Annotated in this window: 29 protein-coding genes; 5 read left to right on the top strand and 24 right to left on the bottom strand. The window is 48.7% G+C overall.

Going from position 1 to position 23,314, the window contains the following annotated elements; genetic code table 11:
• Window positions 1-25 precede the first annotated feature (25 nt).
• The 13 genes from NST69_RS16485 to NST69_RS16545 all read right to left on the bottom strand — a co-directional run bounded on the left by NST69_RS16485 (window position 26) and on the right by NST69_RS16545 (window position 12,406).
• A complete protein-coding gene (locus tag NST69_RS16485; protein ID WP_342546244.1) occupies window positions 26-1,063 on the bottom strand; it encodes an SAM-dependent methyltransferase in 1,038 nt (345 codons plus the stop codon).
• The gene (locus NST69_RS16490) at window positions 1,060-1,842 is read right to left on the bottom strand and encodes an ATP-binding cassette domain-containing protein (protein WP_342546245.1); all 783 of its coding nucleotides are present in this window, start codon (window positions 1,840-1,842) and stop codon (window positions 1,060-1,062) included. Before NST69_RS16490 ends, NST69_RS16485 begins: the two co-directional genes overlap by 4 nt.
• Window positions 1,842-2,165 (bottom strand): thioredoxin family protein, encoded by a 324-nt coding sequence (locus NST69_RS16495; protein WP_342546246.1) that lies wholly within the window; start codon window positions 2,163-2,165, stop codon window positions 1,842-1,844. Before NST69_RS16495 ends, NST69_RS16490 begins: the two co-directional genes overlap by 1 nt.
• Before the next feature lie 2 nt (window positions 2,166-2,167).
• The gene (locus NST69_RS16500; RefSeq protein ID WP_036726429.1) at window positions 2,168-3,019 is read right to left on the bottom strand and encodes a deoxyribonuclease IV; all 852 of its coding nucleotides are present in this window, start codon (window positions 3,017-3,019) and stop codon (window positions 2,168-2,170) included.
• Window positions 3,009-3,824 carry a DNA-formamidopyrimidine glycosylase family protein gene (locus NST69_RS16505; protein WP_036726428.1) on the bottom strand — a complete coding sequence of 272 codons (816 nt, stop codon included), beginning with the start codon at window positions 3,822-3,824 and terminating at the stop codon, window positions 3,009-3,011. The genes NST69_RS16500 and NST69_RS16505 overlap by 11 nt, the downstream gene beginning before the upstream one ends.
• A 45-nt stretch (window positions 3,825-3,869) precedes the next feature.
• Window positions 3,870-4,658, bottom strand: a complete 789-nt coding sequence (locus NST69_RS16510) for a TIGR01457 family HAD-type hydrolase (RefSeq protein WP_342546247.1) — start codon at window positions 4,656-4,658, stop codon at window positions 3,870-3,872.
• 293 nt (window positions 4,659-4,951) lie between these two features.
• Complete coding sequence (gene rnz / locus NST69_RS16515) at window positions 4,952-5,902, bottom strand: ribonuclease Z (protein WP_076079343.1); 951 nt, start codon at window positions 5,900-5,902, stop codon at window positions 4,952-4,954.
• A gap of 184 nt (window positions 5,903-6,086) precedes the next feature.
• Window positions 6,087-9,524 carry a methionine synthase gene (gene metH, locus NST69_RS16520; protein ID WP_342546250.1) on the bottom strand — a complete coding sequence of 1,146 codons (3,438 nt, stop codon included), beginning with the start codon at window positions 9,522-9,524 and terminating at the stop codon, window positions 6,087-6,089.
• 109 nt (window positions 9,525-9,633) lie between these two features.
• Window positions 9,634-10,056, bottom strand: coding sequence for a FixH family protein (locus NST69_RS16525; protein WP_342546252.1), 423 nt, complete (start codon window positions 10,054-10,056; stop codon window positions 9,634-9,636).
• 218 nt (window positions 10,057-10,274) lie between these two features.
• Window positions 10,275-11,060, bottom strand: coding sequence for an HAD-IA family hydrolase (locus NST69_RS16530; protein ID WP_342546255.1), 786 nt, complete (start codon window positions 11,058-11,060; stop codon window positions 10,275-10,277).
• Window positions 11,061-11,095: 35 nt separating this feature from the next.
• The gene (locus NST69_RS16535; protein ID WP_036726420.1) at window positions 11,096-11,623 is read right to left on the bottom strand and encodes a hypothetical protein; all 528 of its coding nucleotides are present in this window, start codon (window positions 11,621-11,623) and stop codon (window positions 11,096-11,098) included.
• 47 nt (window positions 11,624-11,670) lie between these two features.
• A complete protein-coding gene (locus NST69_RS16540) occupies window positions 11,671-11,880 on the bottom strand; it encodes a DUF896 domain-containing protein (protein ID WP_036726418.1) in 210 nt (69 codons plus the stop codon).
• Window positions 11,881-11,989: 109 nt separating this feature from the next.
• On the bottom strand, window positions 11,990-12,406 hold the full coding sequence (locus NST69_RS16545) for a LysM peptidoglycan-binding domain-containing protein (RefSeq protein ID WP_342546256.1): 417 nt from the start codon (window positions 12,404-12,406) through the stop codon (window positions 11,990-11,992).
• A 197-nt stretch (window positions 12,407-12,603) separates the two neighbouring features.
• Between NST69_RS16545 and lexA the strand changes: the two genes are divergently transcribed.
• Together lexA and NST69_RS16555 are read left to right on the top strand one after the other, a co-directional pair.
• Entirely contained in the window at window positions 12,604-13,230 is a 627-nt protein-coding gene (gene lexA, locus NST69_RS16550) for a transcriptional repressor LexA (RefSeq protein ID WP_036695466.1), read from the top strand.
• 188 nt (window positions 13,231-13,418) lie between these two features.
• Window positions 13,419-13,757 carry a L,D-transpeptidase gene (locus tag NST69_RS16555; protein WP_076079347.1) on the top strand — a complete coding sequence of 113 codons (339 nt, stop codon included), beginning with the start codon at window positions 13,419-13,421 and terminating at the stop codon, window positions 13,755-13,757.
• Between the two features lie 79 nt (window positions 13,758-13,836).
• On the opposite strand, the gene NST69_RS16560 is transcribed toward NST69_RS16555, so the two are convergent.
• The 4 genes from NST69_RS16560 to NST69_RS16575 form a co-directional block, all read right to left on the bottom strand.
• Window positions 13,837-14,055, bottom strand: coding sequence for a hypothetical protein (locus NST69_RS16560; protein WP_036726416.1), 219 nt, complete (start codon window positions 14,053-14,055; stop codon window positions 13,837-13,839).
• A 114-nt stretch (window positions 14,056-14,169) separates the two neighbouring features.
• Window positions 14,170-14,391 (bottom strand): hypothetical protein, encoded by a 222-nt coding sequence (locus NST69_RS16565; RefSeq protein WP_036695469.1) that lies wholly within the window; start codon window positions 14,389-14,391, stop codon window positions 14,170-14,172.
• A 91-nt stretch (window positions 14,392-14,482) separates the two neighbouring features.
• Window positions 14,483-14,842, bottom strand: a complete 360-nt coding sequence (locus tag NST69_RS16570; RefSeq protein WP_342546263.1) for a hypothetical protein — start codon at window positions 14,840-14,842, stop codon at window positions 14,483-14,485.
• Between the two features lie 15 nt (window positions 14,843-14,857).
• Window positions 14,858-15,130: a hypothetical protein gene (locus NST69_RS16575; RefSeq protein ID WP_342546264.1), complete on the bottom strand. Its 273-nt coding sequence runs from the start codon at window positions 15,128-15,130 to the stop codon at window positions 14,858-14,860.
• Between the two features lie 194 nt (window positions 15,131-15,324).
• Between NST69_RS16575 and NST69_RS16580 the strand changes: the two genes are divergently transcribed.
• Window positions 15,325-15,450 carry a hypothetical protein gene (locus NST69_RS16580; RefSeq protein WP_342546265.1) on the top strand — a complete coding sequence of 42 codons (126 nt, stop codon included), beginning with the start codon at window positions 15,325-15,327 and terminating at the stop codon, window positions 15,448-15,450.
• 389 nt (window positions 15,451-15,839) lie between these two features.
• On the opposite strand, the gene NST69_RS16585 is transcribed toward NST69_RS16580, so the two are convergent.
• The 3 genes from NST69_RS16585 to NST69_RS16595 all read right to left on the bottom strand — a co-directional run bounded on the left by NST69_RS16585 (window position 15,840) and on the right by NST69_RS16595 (window position 18,206).
• Entirely contained in the window at window positions 15,840-16,673 is an 834-nt protein-coding gene (locus NST69_RS16585; RefSeq protein ID WP_342546266.1) for a hypothetical protein, read from the bottom strand.
• A gap of 81 nt (window positions 16,674-16,754) precedes the next feature.
• A complete protein-coding gene (locus NST69_RS16590) occupies window positions 16,755-17,408 on the bottom strand; it encodes a hypothetical protein (protein WP_342546269.1) in 654 nt (217 codons plus the stop codon).
• 627 nt (window positions 17,409-18,035) lie between these two features.
• The gene (locus NST69_RS16595) at window positions 18,036-18,206 is read right to left on the bottom strand and encodes a hypothetical protein (RefSeq protein ID WP_342546271.1); all 171 of its coding nucleotides are present in this window, start codon (window positions 18,204-18,206) and stop codon (window positions 18,036-18,038) included.
• A gap of 151 nt (window positions 18,207-18,357) precedes the next feature.
• On the opposite strand from NST69_RS16595, the gene NST69_RS16600 reads away from it, so the two are divergent.
• Window positions 18,358-18,600, top strand: coding sequence for a hypothetical protein (locus tag NST69_RS16600; protein WP_342546272.1), 243 nt, complete (start codon window positions 18,358-18,360; stop codon window positions 18,598-18,600).
• 23 nt (window positions 18,601-18,623) lie between these two features.
• Window positions 18,624-18,860: a hypothetical protein gene (locus NST69_RS16605; protein WP_342546273.1), complete on the top strand. Its 237-nt coding sequence runs from the start codon at window positions 18,624-18,626 to the stop codon at window positions 18,858-18,860.
• Window positions 18,861-19,034: 174 nt separating this feature from the next.
• On the opposite strand, the gene NST69_RS16610 is transcribed toward NST69_RS16605, so the two are convergent.
• From NST69_RS16610 to glnA, 4 genes are all read right to left on the bottom strand, one after another.
• Window positions 19,035-19,331 (bottom strand): NPCBM/NEW2 domain-containing protein, encoded by a 297-nt coding sequence (locus tag NST69_RS16610; protein WP_342546274.1) that lies wholly within the window; start codon window positions 19,329-19,331, stop codon window positions 19,035-19,037.
• A gap of 299 nt (window positions 19,332-19,630) precedes the next feature.
• Complete coding sequence (locus NST69_RS16615; RefSeq protein WP_342546276.1) at window positions 19,631-20,134, bottom strand: hypothetical protein; 504 nt, start codon at window positions 20,132-20,134, stop codon at window positions 19,631-19,633.
• A 415-nt stretch (window positions 20,135-20,549) separates the two neighbouring features.
• Window positions 20,550-20,762, bottom strand: a complete 213-nt coding sequence (locus NST69_RS16620) for a hypothetical protein (protein WP_342546277.1) — start codon at window positions 20,760-20,762, stop codon at window positions 20,550-20,552.
• A gap of 1,222 nt (window positions 20,763-21,984) precedes the next feature.
• Window positions 21,985-23,313, bottom strand: coding sequence for a type I glutamate--ammonia ligase (gene glnA, locus NST69_RS16625; protein ID WP_036724635.1), 1,329 nt, complete (start codon window positions 23,311-23,313; stop codon window positions 21,985-21,987).
• Between the last annotated feature and the right edge of the window lies 1 nt (window position 23,314).

The following is a 23,314-nucleotide window of genomic DNA, read 5'->3' on the forward strand; positions in this document are numbered from 1 at the left end:
TTTCCCATAATCCTGCAAATATGAATTAATACTTAATCATATAAAGTGTAATCTCGTCCCGGTTGTGGAACAGCTGCTTCGCACGCTGGACCTGCATCCGCTGGCCTTCAAACATGGTGATGATCTCCTTGATCACCGCCATTGGCTTCTTGTGCATCAGCTTCACGGTAACAATCGCGCTGCCGCCCGGTGTCAGGCTATGCAGCAGTTCAGTGACCAGCTTCGCCATCAGCTTGGGGCTCCAGCTCATATCGCAGACCAGCAGATCGAATTCGTTCTCACGGAATTTGACCTCTCCGGCATTTTTGCGCAGAATCTTGAGTGCCGGATTCTTACGTAAGGATTCGTGCATCAGCGCCGGATCAACAGCGGTAACCTTGAGACCGCGCTCCAGCAGGAACGAAGTCCAGCCGCCCGGAGAAGCGCCGATATCGACCGCATTCTTGAAGCTGTAGAACGGAATGGCGAATTCCTTCTCCGCTTCCATCAGCTTGAATTTGGCCCGTGAGATCTGTCCGTCCTCCTTGCGGAAGCGGATCATGCCGCCATTCCAGCTGGACAGGTTCGCCTCCGGCCGGGATACCCCGGCATACAGCGCGTCACCGTCCGCATAGACGGAGATCACCCAAGCGGGCTCCTGCACGGTGAACTCGGCATCCAGGCTGTCAAGCCTGCCTTGCAGCCACTCGCGCAGCTCACCCGGACTCTGCTCCCAGAAGGAGGACGAGCCTTTACGGACATGCAGCGATACCTTCTCGCCTTGCAGCTCCGAACGCCGGCTTAAGTATACCGCCAGCCGTTCCAGAGCCGGCAGATCGCCGGTGTCCTGGAAATCAACAGGCTGGATGTGGCGCAAGAAGACCGGCAGGTTCTGTGCCAGCCGCTGCACTACCTCCTCCGGCTCCGCCTCAAGCGTGGCCAGGAAGATTTCTCCCGGCAGCAGCAAGGTGCTTTTCACCGCTCCGAACAGGCGTCTAAGCTCCTCCTGTGCATAGGGGGCGAAGCCATGATTCGCCGTGCAGATATATCTTGAAATGATCTTGTCTTCCGTAGCATCGTTCAAATTGCTTGGCCTCCAGAACTTATTTTTATCCAGGGACGTCCGTTATCCCATTCAACCTTGACCGGAAGATCATAGGTAGCCATCAGCATCTCCTGCGTCAGAACCTCTTCCTTGGGACCGGCTCCTGCCAGCTTCCCGTCACGAATCAGCGCCACGTGAGTGAAAAGCGGAACAATCTCCTCCACATGATGGGTGACATACACCACTCCAACGTTATGCTGCCGCAGCTTGTCGATCTCGGCAAGCATTTTCTCCCGTTCATATAAATCAAGACCGGCGCAAGGCTCGTCCATAATAAGCAGCTTAGGCTCTGCGATCAGGCAGCGGGCCAGCATAGCCTTCTTACGCTCCCCCTGGGATAACAACCCGAACGGATGATAAGCCAGTTCGCCGAGGTTCATCTCCTCCAGCAGCTTAAGCGACCGGTCCTTCACACTTTGCGGAATGTCCTGGTAGAAGCGTAAATACGCATAGGCACCAGTAGCTACAACCTCCCAGACCGGGTCGGTCAGCGAGAGCTTTTCCATCAGGGACGGACCGATATAACCGATTCGCTTGCGCACCTCGCGCAGATCACATTGACCGTACTTGTACCCCAGCACTTCAACAGAGCCCTTGCTGGGGAACAGGTAGCCGGTCATCATTTCCAGCAGGGTGGTTTTGCCGGAGCCGTTACGCCCGAGAATGACCCAGTTCTCCCCCTGCTTCATAGTAAGGGATACATCGTCAAGAATCAGGCTCTCCTCCCTGCGCAGGGACAGATGTTGTAAAGATATCATTATAATGTCACTCTCCTTATGTATGCCAGCACCCGTTCAACAGAGTGAATGGAATAGATGATGTCCGGTTCAGCGCTACGGTCAGCAGATACGGCCAGCAGAGCGGGCACACTTGAGATTTGATAGGTGTTCACCAGATCAGGGAGCATATTGACATTCCCCTCCGCAATTAAAAGGCCAGGCGGAAGCAGATGCTCCGCCACCTCAATCATCCGCCGGGCTGCCTTGCAGGTTCCGCATAGCGGGGTATGCAGGAACAGGACAAGCGGCTCGCCCTTCGTGGCCAGCAGCTCCAGCAGCTCCGGCTGATTCATTTCGTTCATCTTCAATCCTCCCCCGCCTCAAACCAGGTCCTCACAGCAGCAATCTCCGCTCTGTGCGTGCCATCCGGTCCCTTTTCTGTTTCCATAACGATTACTTTATCAGCCAGGAACTCCATCTTCACAAGCTGGCTTAGCGCCGCACCCCCGATGTATCCGCTACCGATTCCAGCATGTCTGTCCCGCCTTGAGCCGTAGGGGAACCGGGAGTCATTCAAATGCACAGCCGCCAGATTCGCCCAGTACCCCAGCTTCTCACCGCGTACGATAAGCTCGTCCGTCTGCTCCGGATTCCAGATGCCTGCAGCGAAAGCATGGCAGGTATCGAAGCAAAAGCCGATCTTCTCCGGGTAGCGGCACAGCTCACGGACCTTAACCAGCTCTTCGGGCGTCATGCCTTCATACCCATGATTCCCTGCCATATTCTCAAGCAGCAGCTTGGTTCGTCCGGTCCAGTCTGCCAGCACCTCGTTCATACATTGTATAATTTTTTGATAACCCTGTAACGGCTCCATCCCGGCAAAATGACCGAAATGCACCACAATGCCCACCGATCCGCACGCCTCGGCAATCTCCAGATCGTTGCGCAGGGAGGCAATCATCACCTCTCTGTCGCCCGGGCCAGCAGCCAGATTCGTCGGATACGGGGTGTGGGCAATGGAAGCCATCCCCTGCTCCCGGCAGTATTCTGCGCAGCTGCTTGCATCGCGGTAGTCTACCGGCTTCAGCTTCAGACTGCGCGGATTCTTCGGAAAATACTGAAAACATGTAGCCCCGCTCTCCCTGGCGGACCGGGCAGCCTGCCCGTACCCGCCGCGTATGCTGACATGCGCCCCTATGAAGGGGCTATGCGTCATGCTGGCAATCCGGGCAATAGAATACCTTGCGTCCGGACAGCTCTGTCTTCACTATGGTTCCCCCGCCGCGCAGGCAAGGCTCGCCTTCACGGTCATACACTTTACAGGCATCATTATAAGAACCGGTCACGGTGTCGCCGGTCATGAACGGCATTTCCATATACCCGCCGATTTCAGTGGCATCCGTTAACACCTTACGCACGCTGTCGTACAGCCGGGTCACCGCTTCCGGTGACAGATTCTGAACAAGCGTAGATGGTAGCAGACGGGCTTCATAAGCAATCTCGTCAGCATAGCAGTTGCCGATTCCGGCCATAACATGCTGGTTAACCAGCAGACTCTTCAACGCGCCGCGCCGTCCCTTGAGCAGTCCGGCGAAGCGTTCGGCCGTCATCCGGCGGTCCAGCAGCTCGGGTCCAAGCTTCCCCATTGCCGCTTCACCCTCCTTGACAGACAGCAGATGGAGATAGCCCAAACGCAGTCCCATGAAGTAGAGGATATGCTCACCGAACGCAAGCTCAACCTGTGTAGTACGGTCAGGACGTTCTTCCTCTGTACCATAGAACAGTAGTCCGCCCAGCATCAGATGCAGCAGCAGTCTACGGCCGTCATGCAGATGGAAGAGGATATGCTTGGCGCGGCGTTCCACGAATACAATTCGGGCACCGACCAGTCCCTTCACGAATTCTTCAGTCTCCATATTGATAGTCTTTTCTCTATTTACGGTTACCCCTGTAATGGGTACGTTTATTAGATGCTGGCTAAGCAGCTTTCTGTAATTCTCCATTTCCGGCAATTCCGGCATATTGTCATCTTCCCTTCTTGGATGGTCAAATGGTCACCTTTGTCATTATACACCGAGCAGTACCATAAGTTCAGCTAAATCAGCACAAATTTCATCAGGCTTGACTCCGGTCAGCTGCTGGTAATGCTCCAGATTATCCCAGGTGGTAAGTCCCGTAAGCACCAGTACAGTCCGGCAGCCTGCATTGGCACCCGCCAAGATATCCGTTCTCATATTGTCACCCACCATCACCGCATCCTCCGGCTTGATACCGAGCAGAGATGTCGCATATGTCACCAGGTGCGTCTCGGGCTTGCCGATGACCACGGGCGCCACTCCGCTGGCTGCTTCAATAGCTGCTCCTATCGTACCTGCACCGGGCATCACTCCGTCATCGGAGGGAAGCATCAGGTCGGGATTGGTCAGGACGAATCTGGCTCCTTCACGAATCCAACGCGAGGCGCTGGCCAGTGCTTCATATGTAAAAGAACGGTCGATCCCCTGCACGACATACTGCGGATGCTCGGAGACCAGGGTTAGCCCTGCCTCTGTGCAGGCTTCCACCAGCCCCTCTTCTCCAAGTATCGCCACGGATGCTCCCGGAGATTCTCCGGCAATGTAACGGGCGGCAGCCAGCGATGAAGTGCAGACCTCCTCGGGCCTGGCTTCAATGCCCATTCCGCGCAAATGTGCAGCTACACTCGCCGGTGTTCTTGAAGAGTTATTCGTCACATACAGGAACGGAATCTCCGCCGCACGAAGCGCTGATATCAGCCGCTGGGCCCCGGGAATCATTCTGCCGCCATGATACAAGGTGCCATCCAGATCAATTAACAAGCCTCCGATATTGTTCATAACTCCTCCTGTCGATTCGAACTCGTTGGTTCATCTCATTTATTATTAACCCTATGAATTATATTTCAGAGCAGCGGCGGCTTCTCCGGGAAGCACGCTGTGAATGGATTTATTGCCCGCCTGCCTGCTATTTTTAGCCGCTTCGTTTCGGCATTTTCTCTACTGCTTCGTACGCTTAATCCTCAGCTTTTACTTTAAATTTAACGTTCTTCGTCGAACGCTAGCGAACTCCTGCAGCGCCCGGCTATTTTTGGCATAGCCCTGTCATTTCCTGCGCTTTCCCGGAAAATAATTCAGTCCGCAGCGTCATTTCCCGGGGTTCTCCGGTAGACCGGGAAGGTGCAGAATTCCTCTGCCAGCAGCGTATTCGGGAAGATCTCCTGCGCTTCCTTCAGCAGCGGAGCGAGCTCCTCCTGCGAAGTGTAACGCGAGCTGAAGTGGGTCAAGATCAGCTCAGCCCCGCCTGCATCCCTTGCCAGCTCCGCAGCCTGCTGTGCAGTGCTGTGATGATATTGATGAGCCATTTCTGCTAGGCCATGGGCAAATGTCGCCTCATGAATAATCAGATCGGCATCCTGCGCCAGCGGCAATGAGCCCGCACAAGGCCGGGTATCTCCCAGAATAACTACGATACGTCCGCGCTTGGGTGCATGAATCACCTCGGCCGCCCGGATCAGCACGCCTTCATCAGTCGTGATATCCTCGCCTTTTTTTAACCGGCCATATAGCGGTCCCGGCTTCAGTCCATAGCTCTTCAGCAGCTCCGTATTCAGGTTACCCGGACTGTCCTTCTCCGTAACCCGGTAGCCATAGCTGTCAATCCGGTGCTCCAGCAGTCCTGCTTCCACCTTGAAGGTCTCATCCTCAAAAATCAGCCCGCCGCTGTGCTCCACAATCTCCAGCTTATAAGGAATGCGGGACTGGCTGACAGACAGCGATATGTCCAGATATGCCTTGAGCCCGGGAGGTCCGTACACCGTAAGCGGTGAAGTCCCGCCCTGGTAGCCCCTGCTGGAGATGAGTCCGGGCAGGCCAAACAGATGATCACCGTGCAGATGGGTGATAAATAGCTTCTCCAGCTTGCCCAGCCGCAGCGGCGAGCGCAGAACCTGATGCTGTGTCCCTTCCCCGCAGTCGAACATCCAGAAGGTTCGCCGTTCTTCAAGCAGCCGGAGTGCAACCGACGTCACATTGCGCTGCAGCGTCGGCACCCCGGCATTCGTTCCGAGAAAATAGATTTCCATTATGCCCCTCCTCTCTCTCGCTCTGATGTCTTCATTATTTTTTGTGATCTTGTCTGTTCTTATGACAAGAATTCTACTCTGTTTTTGCTGCAAAAGCATCTTTTGCAGCAAAAAACCTCCCGGTAACGGGAGGTTCCGAAAAGTCGGGGCAAAGCCCCTTCTGGCCGGTTAGCATGTGGATGGCTCAGAGCTTCTCCACATTGAAGTACTGCGCTTCAGGGTGGGCAAAGACCATCGCCGAGACAGAAGCCTCCGGCTCCATCATGAAGCCCTCGGTAAGCTGCACGCCGATATCCTCAGGCTTCATGAGCTTGAATAACGGCCCCTGATCCTCCAGATCCGGGCAGGCCGGGTAGCCGAAGGATACACGGATGCCCTGGTAACGCGCGCCATGTCTTTGCTTCATAGTCATATCTGCCGGGTCCGGGAATCCCCAGGTATCGCGCATCATATGATGGACACGTTCAGCCAGACCCTCTGCGACTTCAAGAGCGACTGCCTGCAGAGCATGGGAACGGAGATAATCTCCTTTATCCTTAAGTTCAGTCGATAATTCACGGACACCATGTCCCGCAGTAACCACCAGGAAGCCAACATAGTCCATGACTCCGCTCTCCACTGGCTTCAGGAAATCAGCAAGGCAGAGATACGGCTCCACATTCTGGCGCGGGAAGGTGAAGGTATGCAGTACCTTAGCCTGATCCTGCGGATCATAGATCAGAATGTCATTCCCGCGTGACTGGGCCGGGAAGAACTGGTACATCGCATGCGGGACGATCGTGCCTTCGAGCATCGCCTGATGCAGAATATCGTCAACGGTCTCTTTCAATTCTACCGTACGCGGGTCCCGCGCTGCCAATTGCGCCTCTACAGAGCCGCGCAGACCGAGATGATGGCCGAGCAGCATCTGCATATTTACATAAGGAATCACATGTCCCAGCGGATAATTCCGCAGGACATGACGCTCCAGATCAGGCGGGGTGAACACCGGAGCATCACCAGAGATTTTGGAGCGGACTGCGCGCGTAAGCTCGGGAAGCGGCGCTTGCGGAGCGACAGCTACGGCAGCCTCAGCCTCCTCGCGGACCTCCTCCTCAATCTTCACCCGCTCCAGCGGGTTCATCAGCCGGTTGGCGATATCCAGACCGTCCATGGCATCCTTCGCGTATAAGACGAGTCCGTCATATTCCGGACGGATTCGGGTCTTGGTGAATTTGCGGGTCAGTGCCGCACCGCCCACCATAATCGGCACATCAATACCGGCGGACCGAAGATCCTGCGCAGTCAGCACCATCTGCTGCGCCGACTTCACCAGCAGTCCCGACAAGCCGATGGCGTCAGCCTTTTCCTTGCGGAAGGCTTCAATAATATTCTCTGGCGGAACCTTGATCCCCAGATTGACGATCTCATAACCGTTGTTGGAGAGAATAATCTCGACCAGGTTTTTACCGATATCATGCACATCACCCTTGACGGTCGCAAGCATGATTCTCCCCTTAACCGAGGTCTCATCCTTCTGCATGAACTGCTCCAGATGGCTTACAGAGGCCTTCATGACCTCCGCACTCTGGAGTACCTCTGCCACGATTAATTCATTGTTATTGAACAGCCGTCCTACTTCAGACATCCCCGCCATCAGCGGTCCATTAATGATCTCCAGCGGAGGTGAGGTCTTCAGCGCTTCATCCAGATCCGGAATCAGCCCCTCCTTAGTGCCTTCTACCACATAGGAAGCTAAGCGCTCCTCCAGAGAGAGATTGGAGATCTTCTCCTTCTTCTCCACCTTTTTGCCGCGAAAAGCCGCCACGAACGCAGACAAGGTATCGTCATTCGTATTATAGATCAGCTCTTCTGCAAGCTTGCGCTCCTCTTCAGGGATCGATGCGTACCGCTCCACCTTCTCGGTGTTCACAATGGCATAATCCAGACCGGCCTTGGTGCACTCGTACAGGAATACCGAATTGAGCACCTCGCGGCCGGCTTCCGGCAGACCGAAGGAGACATTACTGATACCGAGAATCGTGTGAACAGCAGGCATGGCCTCCTTGATCAGACGGATGCCGTCAATCGTCTCTTTGGCGGAGCCGATATACTGCTCATCTCCGGTTCCTACAGGGAATACCAGGGTATCGAAGATCAGATCCTCGGGAGCCAGACCGTATTTGTTGACCAGCAGATCGTAGGAACGTCTGGCCACCTCCAGCTTGTCCGAAGCCAGGATAGCCTGGCCGGTCTCGTCGATGGTGCCAACAACAATCGCTGCTCCGTATTTATGAATCAGAGGTGTGACATGCTCGAATTTTTCTTCACCATCTTCAAGGTTAATGGAGTTAATGATCGCTTTACCCTGACAATACTGCAAGGCCAGATCAATGACCTTCGGGTCCGTCGTATCGATCATTAACGGCACCTTGACCTTCTTCACCACCAGCTCCAGGAACCGCATGATGTCTTCCGTCTCATCCCGGTCCGGGTCCTGCACGCAGACATCAATAACCTGTGCGCCGCTCTTCACCTGGGCACGGGCTATCTCCGAAGCTTCCTCATATTTCCCCTCGACAATTAGACGCTTGAACTTCCGGGAACCGAGGACATTGGTCCGTTCACCGACCATATACGGACGGTTCTCACTCTCCACGTACACCGGCTCTATCCCCGATAAGGCCGGAGGATGCTGGCCGTCAAGCTTACGCGGCGGGTAAGCCGCCATCACTTCAGCCATCGCCCGGATATGATCAGGAGTCGTTCCGCAGCAGCCGCCGGCAATGTTCAGCCAGCCCTTCTCCGCGAAGCCGCCCAGCTTACGGGCCAGGGAATCCGGGGATTCATGATAATTCCCGTTCTCATCCGGCAGACCTGCGTTCGGGTAACAGCTGACGGCCGCTGAAGAGATCGCGGACAGCGAACGGATATGATCCCGCATGAACTCCGGTCCGGTAGCACAGTTCAGTCCAATGGACACCGGCTTCAGATGCTCCAGCGAAATATAGAAGGCTTCTATATTCTGACCGGCAAGTGTAGTTCCCATAGGTTCAATCGTTCCTGAAATCATCACCGGCAGCGTAATTCCGCTCTTCTCGAAGGCGTTACGGATACCAATGCTTCCAGCCTTCACGTTCAGGGTATCCTGGGATGTCTCCAGGAGCAGCGCGTCCACCTTGCCGTCGATCAGGGCAACCGCCTGTTCTTCATAGCTGTCTATAAGCTCCTTGAAGGTGACTCCCCCGGTGACAGAGAGCGTCTTCGTGGTCGGTCCCATAGCTCCTACAACATAACGCGGGCGCTGCGGTGTATCATATTTATCTGCGGCATTACGTGCAAGTCTGGCGGCCGCAAGGTTAATCTCCCGGGCACGGTCCTGTATATCATATTCGGCAAGCACCACTGAAGTGGCACCGAAGGTGTTCGTCTCAATCAGATCCGCACCGGCCTCCAGGTATTTCTCATGAATGTCCTGTATAACCTCCGGCCGGGTCAGCACCAGCATTTCATTACAGCCATCCAGGTCATCCCCGCCGAAATCCTCGCCGGTGAGCGGCACCTGTTGAATCATGGTACCCATAGCTCCATCCAGTATCAATATGCGCTGCTGCAAGCTCTCAGCAAGTGTGTATTTGGCCACTTTCCATCCCCCCAGTGAAACATTAGAGTAATTTTAGCAGAATAAAGAGATTTCGGAAAGCCTTCCTTTCCACCCTGCATTATTTGTATTTCCATTGATTTCATTTCTATTACGGCGCTACCACAAGTTTCTTGCTTGGCATGGAATGCTGCGTCCGGGCAGTCACATGTGAAGTGACACTGAATTCGCCTGCCTCTGCAAAGGTATGTTCCCCGACATAAGCCCCTTCTCCGGCACTTTCACCCTTGATTTCAACCTTCTTGGTCTTATCCGCTGCCTCGTTGACCTCAAACATTATTTCTCTCGCATCATCCACTGGTTCACCGTCCTGTGTCACCACAGCCTTGAAGCTAACTGCCGTCCCTGCGGTTACTTCCTCCGGGGTCCAGCTCAGCTCCACCTTAATCGGTGACATGGAGGAATTGGCCGCAGCATGCATCTGCATCTCATTTTCCTTATTCCCCGAGCATCCGGCTAGCGTCATCCCCATTACAATGCATATAAGTCCCCTGCGTATCCTTGGCTTCATCATCTGAAGTCCTCCCGGTTCATAGGTAGATTCTTCTTCATCCACGAACATATCCATTCTATATTACAATGAAAGTCAGATCGCTACTCTTCTTATTATACACATTTTATTCAATTTGCCTTAAAGAAGCTGCATGATTCACTCGTGAACATGAGAATAGTCATATCTTTATAAAAAAAAGCCAATATCCTAAAATAGGATACTGGCCTCATAGAATTCAATTATAAGGAGTCTACCAGCGGCAGAAGCTCTGAAAGATGGCTGATCTGGTAATCCGGCGTAATCTCCGGGTCCGAGGCTTTGCTATTGCGGTTGATCCAGACCGTGGTCAGTCCGGCAGACAAGCCCCCAAGAATATCTGTCGTAAGCTTATCGCCCACCATTATACCTTGTTCCGGTGCAATATCCAGCAGTCCGAGCGCATGCTCGAAGATTCCCTTGTCCGGCTTGCCTTTGCCGAAGCTTCCCGAAATCACAATGTGGTCAAAATACGGGGTAAGCTCCGGCACACCATCCAGCTTCTCCTGCTGAAGGGCCGGGCAGCCGTTCGTCAGCAGCAGCAGCTTCACCTTACCGCGCAGCTCGTCCAGCACCTGAAGCGTCTCCTCATAGATATAAGGACGGCTGCGGCGCTCTGCGGCGAACTTGTCAGCCAGCTGTGCAGCCAGCGCTTCATCCTCTACCCCGAGTGAGGCCAGGCCACGGCGCCAGGATTCCTTACGGTAGACAGGGGCAAGCTGTTCCAGTTGACGGAACTCAGTCTGCTCACCGGCAGTGAAGTTCGCCCACAGCGCTTCATACGGGTTAATACCGATCAGCTTCGTGAACGGATACGTCTCATAGGATTCGTACAGTGTACGGGCTTCCCTGCGTACAGCAGCTTCCAGCTCTCCGGGATCAACGGAATCTCCAGCAGCCTCACAAGCATAGCGGAAGGCTTCTTCCACACTGCGGTCATCCCACAGCAGAGTATCGTCAAGGTCAAATAGTACGGCGGTAATCGGCATTTGTTCTCCCACTCCCTATATGCTGGTCTGTCTTCCTATTCGTGCACGACCTCAATGTTGTTGTTCTTGGCGAACTGCTCCAGGCGTTCCCCCATCGCAGCAGTGTCATAACGGTTAATCAGCTTGGAGAAAATCCACTGCTTGCGCTTACCCTTATACTTAATGGTAACTACACTGCGCGATAAAGTGATCTTCTCAATATCCGCCGCAGCCAGGAAGCGTTCGCGGTTGTATTTAATAGTAGAGATACGCGCACGCTCAACCTTAAGGAACGGACGGCGGAAGAACAGCAGCGCAGCGAGCAGGAAGTACAGCACTACACCCAGCCAGTTAGCTAGAATCCCGCTTCCTTTGGCTTCGTCAATTGAGCCGACCACCCAGAACATGATACCGAGCAGCATCAGTACAACGGGGAATACAATATTGCGGCCTTTGAAAATATCGATGCTTTTCGCGGCAGTCTTAGTGCTGGAAGTGTAAATGGAGTCCTTCCCCTGCTTCTTTCTTTGCTGGTTAATTTGCTTTGTGTTGCGTTGAACCATTCTTTCCCAAGAACGGGCCATGTAAGTTCCCCCTAGTCATCCTGTATTATCTATGAAAAGGCAACAGGCTAATGCTTAAGTCCGTTATTGCCTTCTTCATGCTCCGGATTGTCCACAATTTCGATGGTATCAAGCTGGGCCCGAAAGTTAGTGCGGATATTCCCCAGGTACATCTCGCGGAGCTTGGCACGTTCAGCCAGTTCCTCGTCATTCAGGCCGCCGTTCTTAGCTTTGCGTGCCAATTCATTGATGCGTGCGACCAATTCGTCAATATTCAATACGTTTCCCTCCCTCTAAATTCATTTTAACTTTGCCATGAGAAAAAGAGCTTGTCAAGGTCTACCCCCTGAAAGCTCTCACAGTCGATCATTAGTCTGACATATTCCTTCAGTATAAAGGTAAAGTCAGAATATCTCCGGCCTTAATGCCGCTGTTCTCCAAATGATTCGTCTTCATTATTCCTTCTATATATACGGCAGTCTTCATGTCCTCAGGCTTGTTGCTTAACGCAATACTCCATAAGGTATCTCCGCGTTCGACTACGATCCGTTTATCCGGCTTCAGTGAAGAGACCGAACCGGCAAAAACATTCCCCACCACAGTGAATCCCGAAATAACAAGCATCAGCACCAGGACCAGCTTCATCAGGCTGACCTGACGGAATAGTGATGAGAGCGCAGCGAGACTATGAAGAATCCCGTCCTTGATCTTGGTTACATAACTATAAGCAGTTGGATTACCGGGAGCGGACACCTTGATATCCTCATTATTGTAGATGCTGTTGTATGTACTATACTTTAACATGATCATCATCCTCCAAACACATGTTCTTGCTTTCGAAAATAATATAACACGAACATGTGTTTCGATCAATAGTTTTTTCGGAACATTTGTTCTCTTTATTTTCATTCTCTTATTTTCCTCATTTTAGAACTTATGTTTGTACGAACGGAAGTTCTATGTTATAATTTTCCCAAACATAGTATATGGGGTTGATACCGATGTCAAAGATTTCTAGTCGTCAGCTGGCGATCCTGGAATTTATACGTAATGAAGTCCGCAGCAAGGGTTATCCTCCGTCCGTCCGCGAGATTGGCGAGGCTGTCGGCCTGGCCTCCAGCTCTACCGTGCATGGTCACTTGGACCGGCTTGAGAAGAAGGGCCTGATCCGGCGTGACCCAACGAAACCGCGTGCCATTGAATTACTCGGCCAGGAAGATTCAGAGAATGTGCATCAATTTGTCCAGACCGTTACCCGCATCCCGGTCGTGGGTAAGGTTACAGCTGGTGTTCCTATTACAGCTACAGAGAATATTGAGGATTACTTCCCATTGCCTGCTCATTATGTAGGCGATAACAAGGTATTTATGCTATCTGTTCTTGGTGACAGTATGGTGGATGCCGGAATTATGAACGGGGATTATGTCATCGTGCGCCAGCAGCAGACTGCCGACAACGGCGATATTGTTGTAGCGATGACCGAAGAAGATGAAGCAACTGTCAAGACCTTCTACAAGGAACGGGATCATATCAGGCTGCAGCCGGAGAATCCGGCGTACGAGCCTCTCCGCCTCAACCGCGTTACGATTTTGGGCCGGGTCATCGGATTATTCCGCGATATCCACTAATCTACTCCCCGCTTAAGAACAGGCTGCTCCGCACCATGCGAAGCAGCCTGTTTTATGTTCATTTTACTTCGTGTAGTGGCCAAAAAGCCGAATGCAAACATTTGTTCTCATTCGGCTTTTTGGCCACTTTTTCTGTGAACCGCTGCTCAGCTCCGCACATATCCTGTTACAAAGGAGTGCTGATCTGTATGCCCAATTACCGAATTATCGTCGATCTGTCACAGCGCATGCTGTACCTGCTGGATAATGACGTTGTCACCAGAGGCTTCCCTGTCGGCATCGGCAAAATGTTAACCGTCTCGCCTGTAGGCGAATACACCATCATTAACAAACAGCCCAATCCGGGCGGTCCGTTCGGTGCCTTCTGGATGGGACTGTCCAAACCGCATTACGGCATCCACGGAACCAATGACCCATCCTCCATCGGCCACATGGTCTCACACGGCTGTATTCGTATGTATAACGCAGATGTTCTGGCTCTAGCCGCCCTCGTTCCCATAGGTACACGTGTCACCATCCGGGAATAGGAAAGTCGCAAAAACCCTTGAGACGCCAGATTGCGTCCCAAGGGTTCCTGTGACTCATATGAATTAGAGCGGATACAGACTACAGCACACTTCTCAACAGACGGATAGCCACCGTATTCAAACGGATGGCCTCGCGGATCGATTCTCTGGCTGCCAGCAGTTCTCTTCTGGCCCGCGAACCTCTAGGCACTCTGCGCAGATTCTCATTGATTTCTTCCAGTCTCTCCAGCAGAATTGCCCGCTGTGTCAGCAGGACATTAATGGCTCTGCGAATCCGGTTACGTTCTCTTTGGCTCATCTGTACACCTCTTTTACACTTGGATAGTATAAGAGATGCCAAGAATGGCTCCAAAGATTGTGTGATTCGGCAGTAATGTTAGTTAGAGCTGCAGGTAGTGGGCAGCGAATCTGCTTACTTTTTGTTCAATCGTACCCGGAATTCAAATTCATCGCGTCTATAAGTCATTCCGGCCAGCACAATGTACTCCGGTGTCCATTTCTGTACAGGTCCGGCATAATCAGCAATCACATGCGGTTTGCCATCAACCAGCTGAACGACGTAGACCTGTACCTGTGCCAGTGCGGCAGCGAATAGATCAGCATCACTGGACAGTACTTTATAAGCCGTATTCAACTTCGTTCCTCCTTGTTCCACAACCATATTAAAGATTCCGTCTCGAATCTATTCAATTATACCGGGTCATGGAACAATATGTAAACCATATTTACAGCTTAATAAACAGGATTTTGAACAATCCGATATACTTCTTCGTGGCCCCGCCATCCCGGGTAAAAAAATTGGTATTCTTAAGGTCCGGTACACTGAATACAGAAAACAAAATGTAGTTATCCCTCACGGTCAAAGACTCAATTACAGGCTGGGCCACCTGCTTGGTAATTCCGTCGCCTATTTCCTGACCGAGCGTATTTTCCAGATTCTTTACAGAATATTCACTGAATGCTTCCTTTCCCGGATTCGTAACCGCCATCACAATCAGAACAAGGATAAGGACCAGAAACGACTTACCGCCCGATCTCCTGCGGACTCTGCGTGCAGGGCTTGGCGTATCATAACGCGAATTCATTCTTTTCCCCCTCTACTACAGAATATATAGTATCTCTAGCAACATGACCCCCAGCGGATTCAATATCATCCGGTACACGAACAGCATCCCACTGCCAATACCACTGCCCCCGATATCAACGCTGCTCCAATCCCACAACGGCAGAGCCGGCGCATCCAGCCCATATTGCTCCATGATCCTAGCTTGGGTCTCCGCTGGCACAGCCGCTCCTTCCGCCCCAGCCACCGGACCTATCAACGCCAGGATGAGCATCAGCGAAAGTATAATCTTATATGTATTCTTCATCATCCGCTCCCATGTCTGCCACTAGGATTCTCTTCTGGTTAAGTATATAGGAGATGGAATAGTATGTAAAATGAAGTGGATTGATCTGGAATTATAATTCCTTTATATTATGATGTAAGGGCTTTGCTTAGTCCTCATCTTCAATCTCTCCCCCACACTTTAATATTGGGAGAGTTTTTTATTTAGGAGGTAAATGTATGAATGGAAATAAAGTTATCATCATTCTTCTGTCCATATCCATACTGGGTATACTCCTTTACTTCGGAATAGCTTATGGACTGCTATGGTATGCCTTCCGGTCCTCGGTTCCCATTGAAGACTAATCTAAGACTTCACTATTTAAGTGATGTTATCGTGGAGAGTTTACTTACAATCAAATATTCCCCCTAAAGGAAGAATATATAGGAAGCATCGGGTGATCATTTGAAGAAATACAACAGATCTGAAAAAGTCATTATTGGAGTGCTACTTGGTATGACTGCTGGGCTAGCTTTAGGAGGCCTGTTCTTTTGGTATGTCTTCAGCACAATATAAAATAATCTCCTCGCGCTCAGGGTGGGGACTGTCACCTCTCTATTTATGGCGACTTTTTGTTTATTCATGGCATAAAAAAAGAAGCCAGGAAAAGCTTCCTGACCTTCGGTATTAGTTCATACTTCTATGGATTAATAATATCATTGGTTTTATTCGGGGTTACTACGGATTTATGAATTTATATTTTAATGGATTTTCTATAGACTGGTTTCTTCAACTCATTTAATGGGACAATATCAATAGTGTTATCGGTATCATCAATTCTAACTACCGCTTGTCCTTCATGAAAATCAAATATTGTGCCAGAACGCCCATCCCGAGTTTTAACACTATCACCTTTCTCAAAAAAAGTTGTCTTGTTATCATTGTTATCATTGTTTATATAGTATGTTATTCTGTTATCTTTATCGTTTTCAATTGCATTTATCCTAGAATACAATTGTTTAATTGAATCTAGTATCAGTGATGTATCCTGACTAATTTCAGTTTGGTGTACTTTTGCGGGAGATATTCCAAGCAATGATACAATTGAATTTATGTGTTTCTTTTCTCCGTTGACAAAAGCATTATAAGTTGAAGTAAGCGCATCGCTAAGAGCATCAATCGATACCCCAACCGTGTCTATTCTCAATGTATGATCATATTCCACATCTCTAAGACTTGAAATATCGAATATTCTTGAAGTGATATCATCCTTTATTAAGACAGTAGGAAGTTCGAAGGCTTGTCGAATACCCAATTCATACATCACGTTTGGATTTTTAGCACTTAAATCACAGATAACCATATCAGCATTATAAATTTGTTGCAGTATATCAAGGATGATTAGGTTTGATGATTTTGTATCATCAGCTCGCGAAGCCTTGAAACCCGCTTTTACACATGCTGGAATAATGAGATGTTTATATACTCTATCAAAATGTCCTGCACCATACTCCGGAATATCTGCAATAGGCATCATTACAAAGCATTTAATAGGTTCTCTTTTTTCTTCTTTTAATGCTTCTTCCAATTAAATTCCCCCTCCAAATAAAATATTCCATTTTTAACCTCGCTTTATTGTAACACCTCCAATACTAGGAAGCATACATGTTTATTGCCTCCTGATAGTCACGCCACCAATGGACGGAACCATGATATGTTCAGGTGCTTCGACCATAAATTCTCCAAAGGTAAGCACGTAAGCGTCAGCTCGGTCGGGGGACTTGAGTCCGCGCTTCTTCATATCGTCCTTACTCTCCAGAATCATCTTCCCTTTTGAAGTCATACGCCACTTCCTTGTAGCCAATTGAGAGATCAAGGTATCATCGTCTGGTAATTGCATGACTCCAGGATCTCCATTGATGAAGTTGGTCAGATTAGTTTCCAAGTCCGTCCTGATGGACTGCCACATCTCCGTGACTAGGTTAGCGCAATACTCATCCAGCGATGATGAACCGTTGTTAACCGGCACCACTTCCCAGCCATAAACTTCTTCTTTGATCACTTCAATAAGACGATCCGTAACGCTGCCGACTCCGGTATCATCGACATTGAATTTAACATATTCAATTTCCGGGTGCTGCTGAAGCATATCTTTTGCCAATCGAATCGCATTTCCCACCGTAACCATTGTGCTTTCTTTGAAGTGGCTATGCCGTCCAACTGTCTTCTTACCGATACCAGCATACATCGCTTTTTCATCATCACCGTAACGTGCAACGTCTACTCCGATAAGCAATGTTGTTCCGGTTGCTTTAATCTGCACCTATTTGGCTGCATTGCTCCGCCGCTTCAAGAGTTATGAATGTGCCAGCCTCACCGCGTGGGAACTGAACCTGCACCCGAACACGATATACGTCACTGCCCTCGCCATACTTGCGTTGAGCATTTCAATGTTTTCTTTGCTGGGGTGCGCGGTCTATTCAGGCATGATACCTGATGCGTTTTGTAGATTGTCCGGTCTCTATTATGAGAATTAAAAAAGAACCCACTCATTTTAGTTGGGTTCCCGCACATAAATAATTTATTATATTCGTCGGACAGCGTACCGAAGATGCAGCCATGATCCTATCTTTTACCCCTGATGCTTCACCAACAATGAATAGCATGTAATCCTCGTGAAATCCCTGCATGTTCTCCGGCTTGGTCGCTGTCATTACTGTAGCAAACCAACGTTCCTCATGGTTCTTCATGTATACCTTGGTTTTAGTCATTTAAGGATACGTTTTAATATTGGACTTTTGGATTGCCACTTACTGATTTATGCCCATAAGACATCATTTAGCTGCCGCCTTGTAGGCGCCGTACAAACTACGCGAGGATAGGGGAAGCAACAAAGGAACCATAAGGCTATGACTGCTTCAAGAGTAGTCTTTCCCACTCCTTGGCCTGATCAAACTGTCACGAACCAATGATTTGCAATATCACTTGAAACTTCACTTTGCCATTGATCTGGGATGAAGTTAAGGATCTCTTTGAAGAAAGTTTTTGGGCTCTTGCGGTATACTGGTATCCTTTGTTTGAAAGCTCTCATTCTTTTTGTAATACTTTCTGTCTTATTCATTACAGTGCCTCCCACTTTTATCATAATTAAATTAAGGAGCTACTTATATTTTAGCATTCACTAACTTTGGCATTACTGCGTTCTCTGGCCATGCTACATGTCAGCCCACCGGATATTGATGTATAATTTAGGAAACATAAGGAGGATATCTATGAACAAATATTCCCGTCTTGAAGATTATTTAAAAAATCAGATTGAGGTTGAGATGTCCTACTCTGAAATTGAAAGGATTCTCGGAGATAAACTTCCTGATTCTTCTCACACCGATCGAACTTGGTGGGCTAACACAATGCACCCCAGCCGAACACAAGCCCACTCTTGGTTAAATGCCGGTTGGAAGGTTAAGACCGTAAACCTTGGTACCAGTGTGATTTTCGTACGAACTACCGAGTAGTAAATATTTGTAGGAGGGCTAAAATGGGCCATGAAATTAAAACTGACTCGTCTAATCAAAAATTTGTAGAAATTGAAACGGTGAAGGGAGTCGAAAGCTTAAGAGTAACTTATGTTGAAAATGGTTTTACAGGAAAGCCTTGTCTTCGATTAAATATTCGACCACATGGTAGAGCTCCTCGGCAAGGTCCTGAGTTTGAAGTAGCTCATACGCCAGATCTTCTTTCAGCTATCACTCAATTACTGTTGGATTCAAAATGATAAACAAGGGGCTGTCCCAAGCAGCCATTTCATGGCTTTTGGGACAGCCCCTTCTGAAAATGTATACAATTACTTTGTGCTGGAAGACTGGCCAGATCAGTGGCGTCCGCTCCGCATCCGCTCTCCTTCCTGCTTCGCCTTACTCTTTCTTCTTGCCATCTGAAACCTCCGCTATTAAAAAAGCTTAGCTTCTACAATATCTATCATGGTTGAACTTTTATAATCTTCTCCTATAATTGTGAACTCAATTCTTAATTTAAGTACACCAGACATATCCAAATTGATTTCTTTTGGTAAATCTCCACCTAACATTTCAGATGAATAGTATACTTCCTTCCCATCCGCAATAAATTTAACTGTTCCTGGATTAGCACTATCTTTGGAATGATCATCAATACCAACATATCCAGTCAGCTTTTTGTACTTACCGTTTAAGTTGTATTCAATAGATCCGAGGCCCTTATTGGACATAAAAAACCTTTTTTCCAAGCCGAGCCCTTAAAAACTAGATGCTATGAAGAAATACTTATATTTTTAAAATACACATGACTTCATCATGTTTTCGTTGTAATCAAACAAGATTTCGCATATCAGACATTCTTCCTTTATCTATTACATACGGAGTATCAAATTTTAAAAAAACAGTTGAATTTACTAATGATAAAATAGCTTCACAAAACGGGATGCTGAATTCAAAATAAGACTTAACTAAAGATTGTTATATTATAAGTACTGTTTTTGATACTATAGTGCCACAAATTAATTTATTGTCAATCCACTGCTCTCAACGGAGGATTAAAAGCAATGAGATCTTCACTACTTTCATAGGCCTTTGAGTACTCTTTGCTTTTCTTCTTTAATTTTCTTAGAACGGATTTCTTTAATTTATATTTCCTGCCTAACGAATCCTCAACATATAGTGACCTAAGTTTTTTATGAAAAACATGAGGTGCCTCTTTATAAAACAGTGTGGAGTCCATTGGACTTATAGTTTCTGAATTTGCAACACCAGCTAATGAAAAGTTCCCCCTACCCTCACTCATTTTAATTGTCCCTGAAATACTATTCACGCGTAATGGTTTATCCGTTAGATTAATCAATTTGTATTCAACAAAGTCACCAGCATGCGGACTTTCCTCAGTTCCTCTTAAAAAAACAATTCTACATTCCAATTTAAGTCTTCGTTTATTGAGTCTCCATGTTAAGACATTCCATGCAAAAGTTGATGTAGCTATTATTGCAGCATATATTGCTATGTACTCAGTTATTTTCATCAAATCACCTCTATCCAAAGATTAGCAGATCATCGCTATTTCGTCAGTAAAAACAGCCGATGACGTTCAGTCCCCGACTGTTTTTATGATGTCTGAACTTATGTGCGAACCCAGACCGATACGCTCTCGATCCATACCTTATAACCGCTGAGATCACGATCTCCCGGAGGTGGTAGGCATAAGCTGCGGTGTGATATGCCTGTCACAGATTTCCGCAACCAGATAAGGAGTAGTACGGAAGCTCTCGCTTCGGTAACTTTGTTATGTTTGGGGCTTATTACTGTACACTACGGTTAATTCTACTTGCATGCGGATAATATGGGATTCCCGAATCAAAACCGCGAGTAGTGCCTCCATGTGGGGCTTTGCGTTGAAAGTTAACCATCATAACAATGGTTGTATACTCTGCGTCTTTTTATGCATCAAAGGTCAACACTGAAATATCATGCTCTTTCAGCAGTTTCAACAATTGTTCTAAGGTCTTCTCATCATGATCCGTTACAAGTGTGACCCGCTCTATCATCGGGGAATTCAACCAGCTGATCTGCCCGTGAAGAATGATCTGTCCCAAAAAAAGGATCAGGGCAACCCCTATGCCAATGAGATACATACTGTCTCCTATGGCCATTCCAATTCCTGCTGTAGCCCAAATTTCTGCGGCTGTAGTCAGGCCCAGAAATATAAAAAGCCCCCAGCGTGTATAGCGACAGGGGCTGCTTGTATCCTAGTAAAGCGTCATGTACTGATCTCTTTCATTTTTTACGATTATTTTTAATTATCCTATAGCTTTCTATTTTATGAATTGAGCTTTCATTTATCTATTTTTGATGGTTTTGTCTGTTGTAGCATTAGCTTGCCTACCTGGTACCTCTTTCGCAGATAATGTCCAAACCTCTTTCTCAAAACAAAAGCTATAACCATAATGGGTGACGTATTTAATAGTCGGGATACGTATTTATTAAGTTCCGTCGAAACGTACACATTTAATTATGATAAAAGTGATGGAAGCTTTTTGAGATTTTATTTGGTAGACAAAAACCACAAAGGAATGAAAATAATAATATATTCGCCTAATGGTTCGGTTTATTTTAATGGGCATACTACGGCAAGTAACGGTTATCAAGTTTACAAAGAAGGACATGCCGGGCCAGCAGGAGTCTATACCATTAAAGTTTCATAAGATAATGGAGCTACTAGATTCGATTATCAATACGGAGTCGCAGCTAGAGCTTATTCATGATAATGAATTGAAGCCCCCAGACCACTTAAGGTGGCGGTCCCCCCTGTTTACGGGACAGGGATCACAACATCTTGAAAGTTCAAACAGCCAGTCGCCGGAAATCCACCGGTGACTGGCTATTTAGATTCTCCTAAATCCGAATTATCCCAAGAGTTCTACAAGGCTCCTGTCCCCGCAAAAAGAGGCAGTGGCTCCAATTCCCCTCTAATTTGCAGGGGCTTGGTGGGGATTGAACAATTTTCGAGGAGAGGTTGGTTAACCCGCCCCTTTATTGAAGTGTAGTAATTACGTCCACTCCATATTGATCCCAGGAACATATTCTGTTATATGTCAAATCAATAGGAGGCAGCTACTATGTCTTGCCCGAAGCATCGAAAAGTAATTGTCGTAAAACTGCACCCGGGTCAAAAAGCGATTATCGTTTGTAAGCATAAAAAACGTCGGCGGCATTGCTAAGATGAATTACAAGGGGCTGTTCCAAAAGCCATGAAATGGCTACTGGGACAGTCCTTTATTTTGGAGTAGAACATCGTTAAAAACAAAAAGAAATCCTCCCGCGTCCACATACAAAAAAAACCCCAGCGCGTATAGCGCCGGGGGCTGCTGTATCCTAGTACAATGTCATGTACTGATCTCTTTCCCACTCGTGAACCTGGGTGCGGTAGATGTCCCATTCAATTTCCTTCAGCTCGTAGAAGTGGGCCAGGGCGTGTTCGCCGAGGGCTTCTGTGATCACGTGGCTGCGGATCATTTCGTTCAGGGCTTCCTTCAGATCGGCTGGCAGACTTGGGATGCCTTCTTCGATCCGCTCTTCTTCGGACATCACATAGATGTTACGGTCGATAGGAGCCGGAAGATCCAGCTGACGCTTGATTCCATCCAGACCTGCCTTCAGCATAACAGCGAGTGCAAGGTAAGGGTTAGCCGCAGGGTCCGGGTTACGAACCTCAACGCGTGTGCTAAGTCCTCTCGAAGCCGGAATACGGATCATCGGGCTACGGTTACTAGCAGACCAAGCTACATAACAAGGTGCTTCATAACCAGGTACCAGACGTTTGTAAGAGTTGACCGTCGGGTTAGTAATCGCTGCAAAAGCACGTGCGTGCTTCAGAATCCCCGCCATGTAATAACGGGCAGTCTTGCTAAGGCCCAGCTTATCACTCTCATCGTAGAACATATTCTCTTTGCCTTTGAACAGGGATTGGTGAGCGTGCATACCAGATCCGTTCATACCGAACAGCGGCTTAGGCATAAAGGTTGCATGCAGGCCGTGATGGCGGGCTACCGTCTTCACGACAAGCTTGAAGGTCTGAATCTGATCCGCTGCCTTGATGGCATCGGCATATTTGAAGTCAATTTCATGCTGGCCGGAAGCTACTTCATGGTGGGAGGCTTCAATTTCAAAGCCCATCTCTTCCAGTGTCAATACGATTTCGCGGCGGCAGTTCTCCCCAAGATCCATCGGCGCCAGATCGAAATAACCACCCTGGTCATTCAGCTCTGTAGTCGGATTGCCCTTCTCATCTGTTCTGAACAGGAAGAATTCCGGCTCCGGTCCGACATTCATAGCTGTGAAGCCCATTTCTTCCGCTTCCTGCAGACAACGCTTGAGGATACCACGCGGGTCTCCGGCAAACGGTGTGCCATCCGGCATGTACACATCACAAATCAGACGTGCCACACGGCTGTCAGTCACCCAAGGGAAGATAACCCAGGTGCTCAGGTCAGGATACAGATACATGTCGGATTCTTCAATCCGCACATAACCTTCGATAGAAGAGCCATCGAACATCATTTTATTGTCGAGTGCTTTTTCAAGCTGGCTTACCGGAATCTCTACATTCTTGATCGTTCCCAGCAAATCGGTGAATTGCAGGCGAATAAACCGGACGTTCTCGTCCTTGGAAATGCGCAGAATATCCTCTTTAGTAAAGCTCACG

This window comes from Paenibacillus sp. FSL P2-0089, from assembly GCF_038595095.1.
Lineage (GTDB): Bacteria > Bacillota > Bacilli > Paenibacillales > Paenibacillaceae > Paenibacillus_AQ > Paenibacillus_AQ silagei.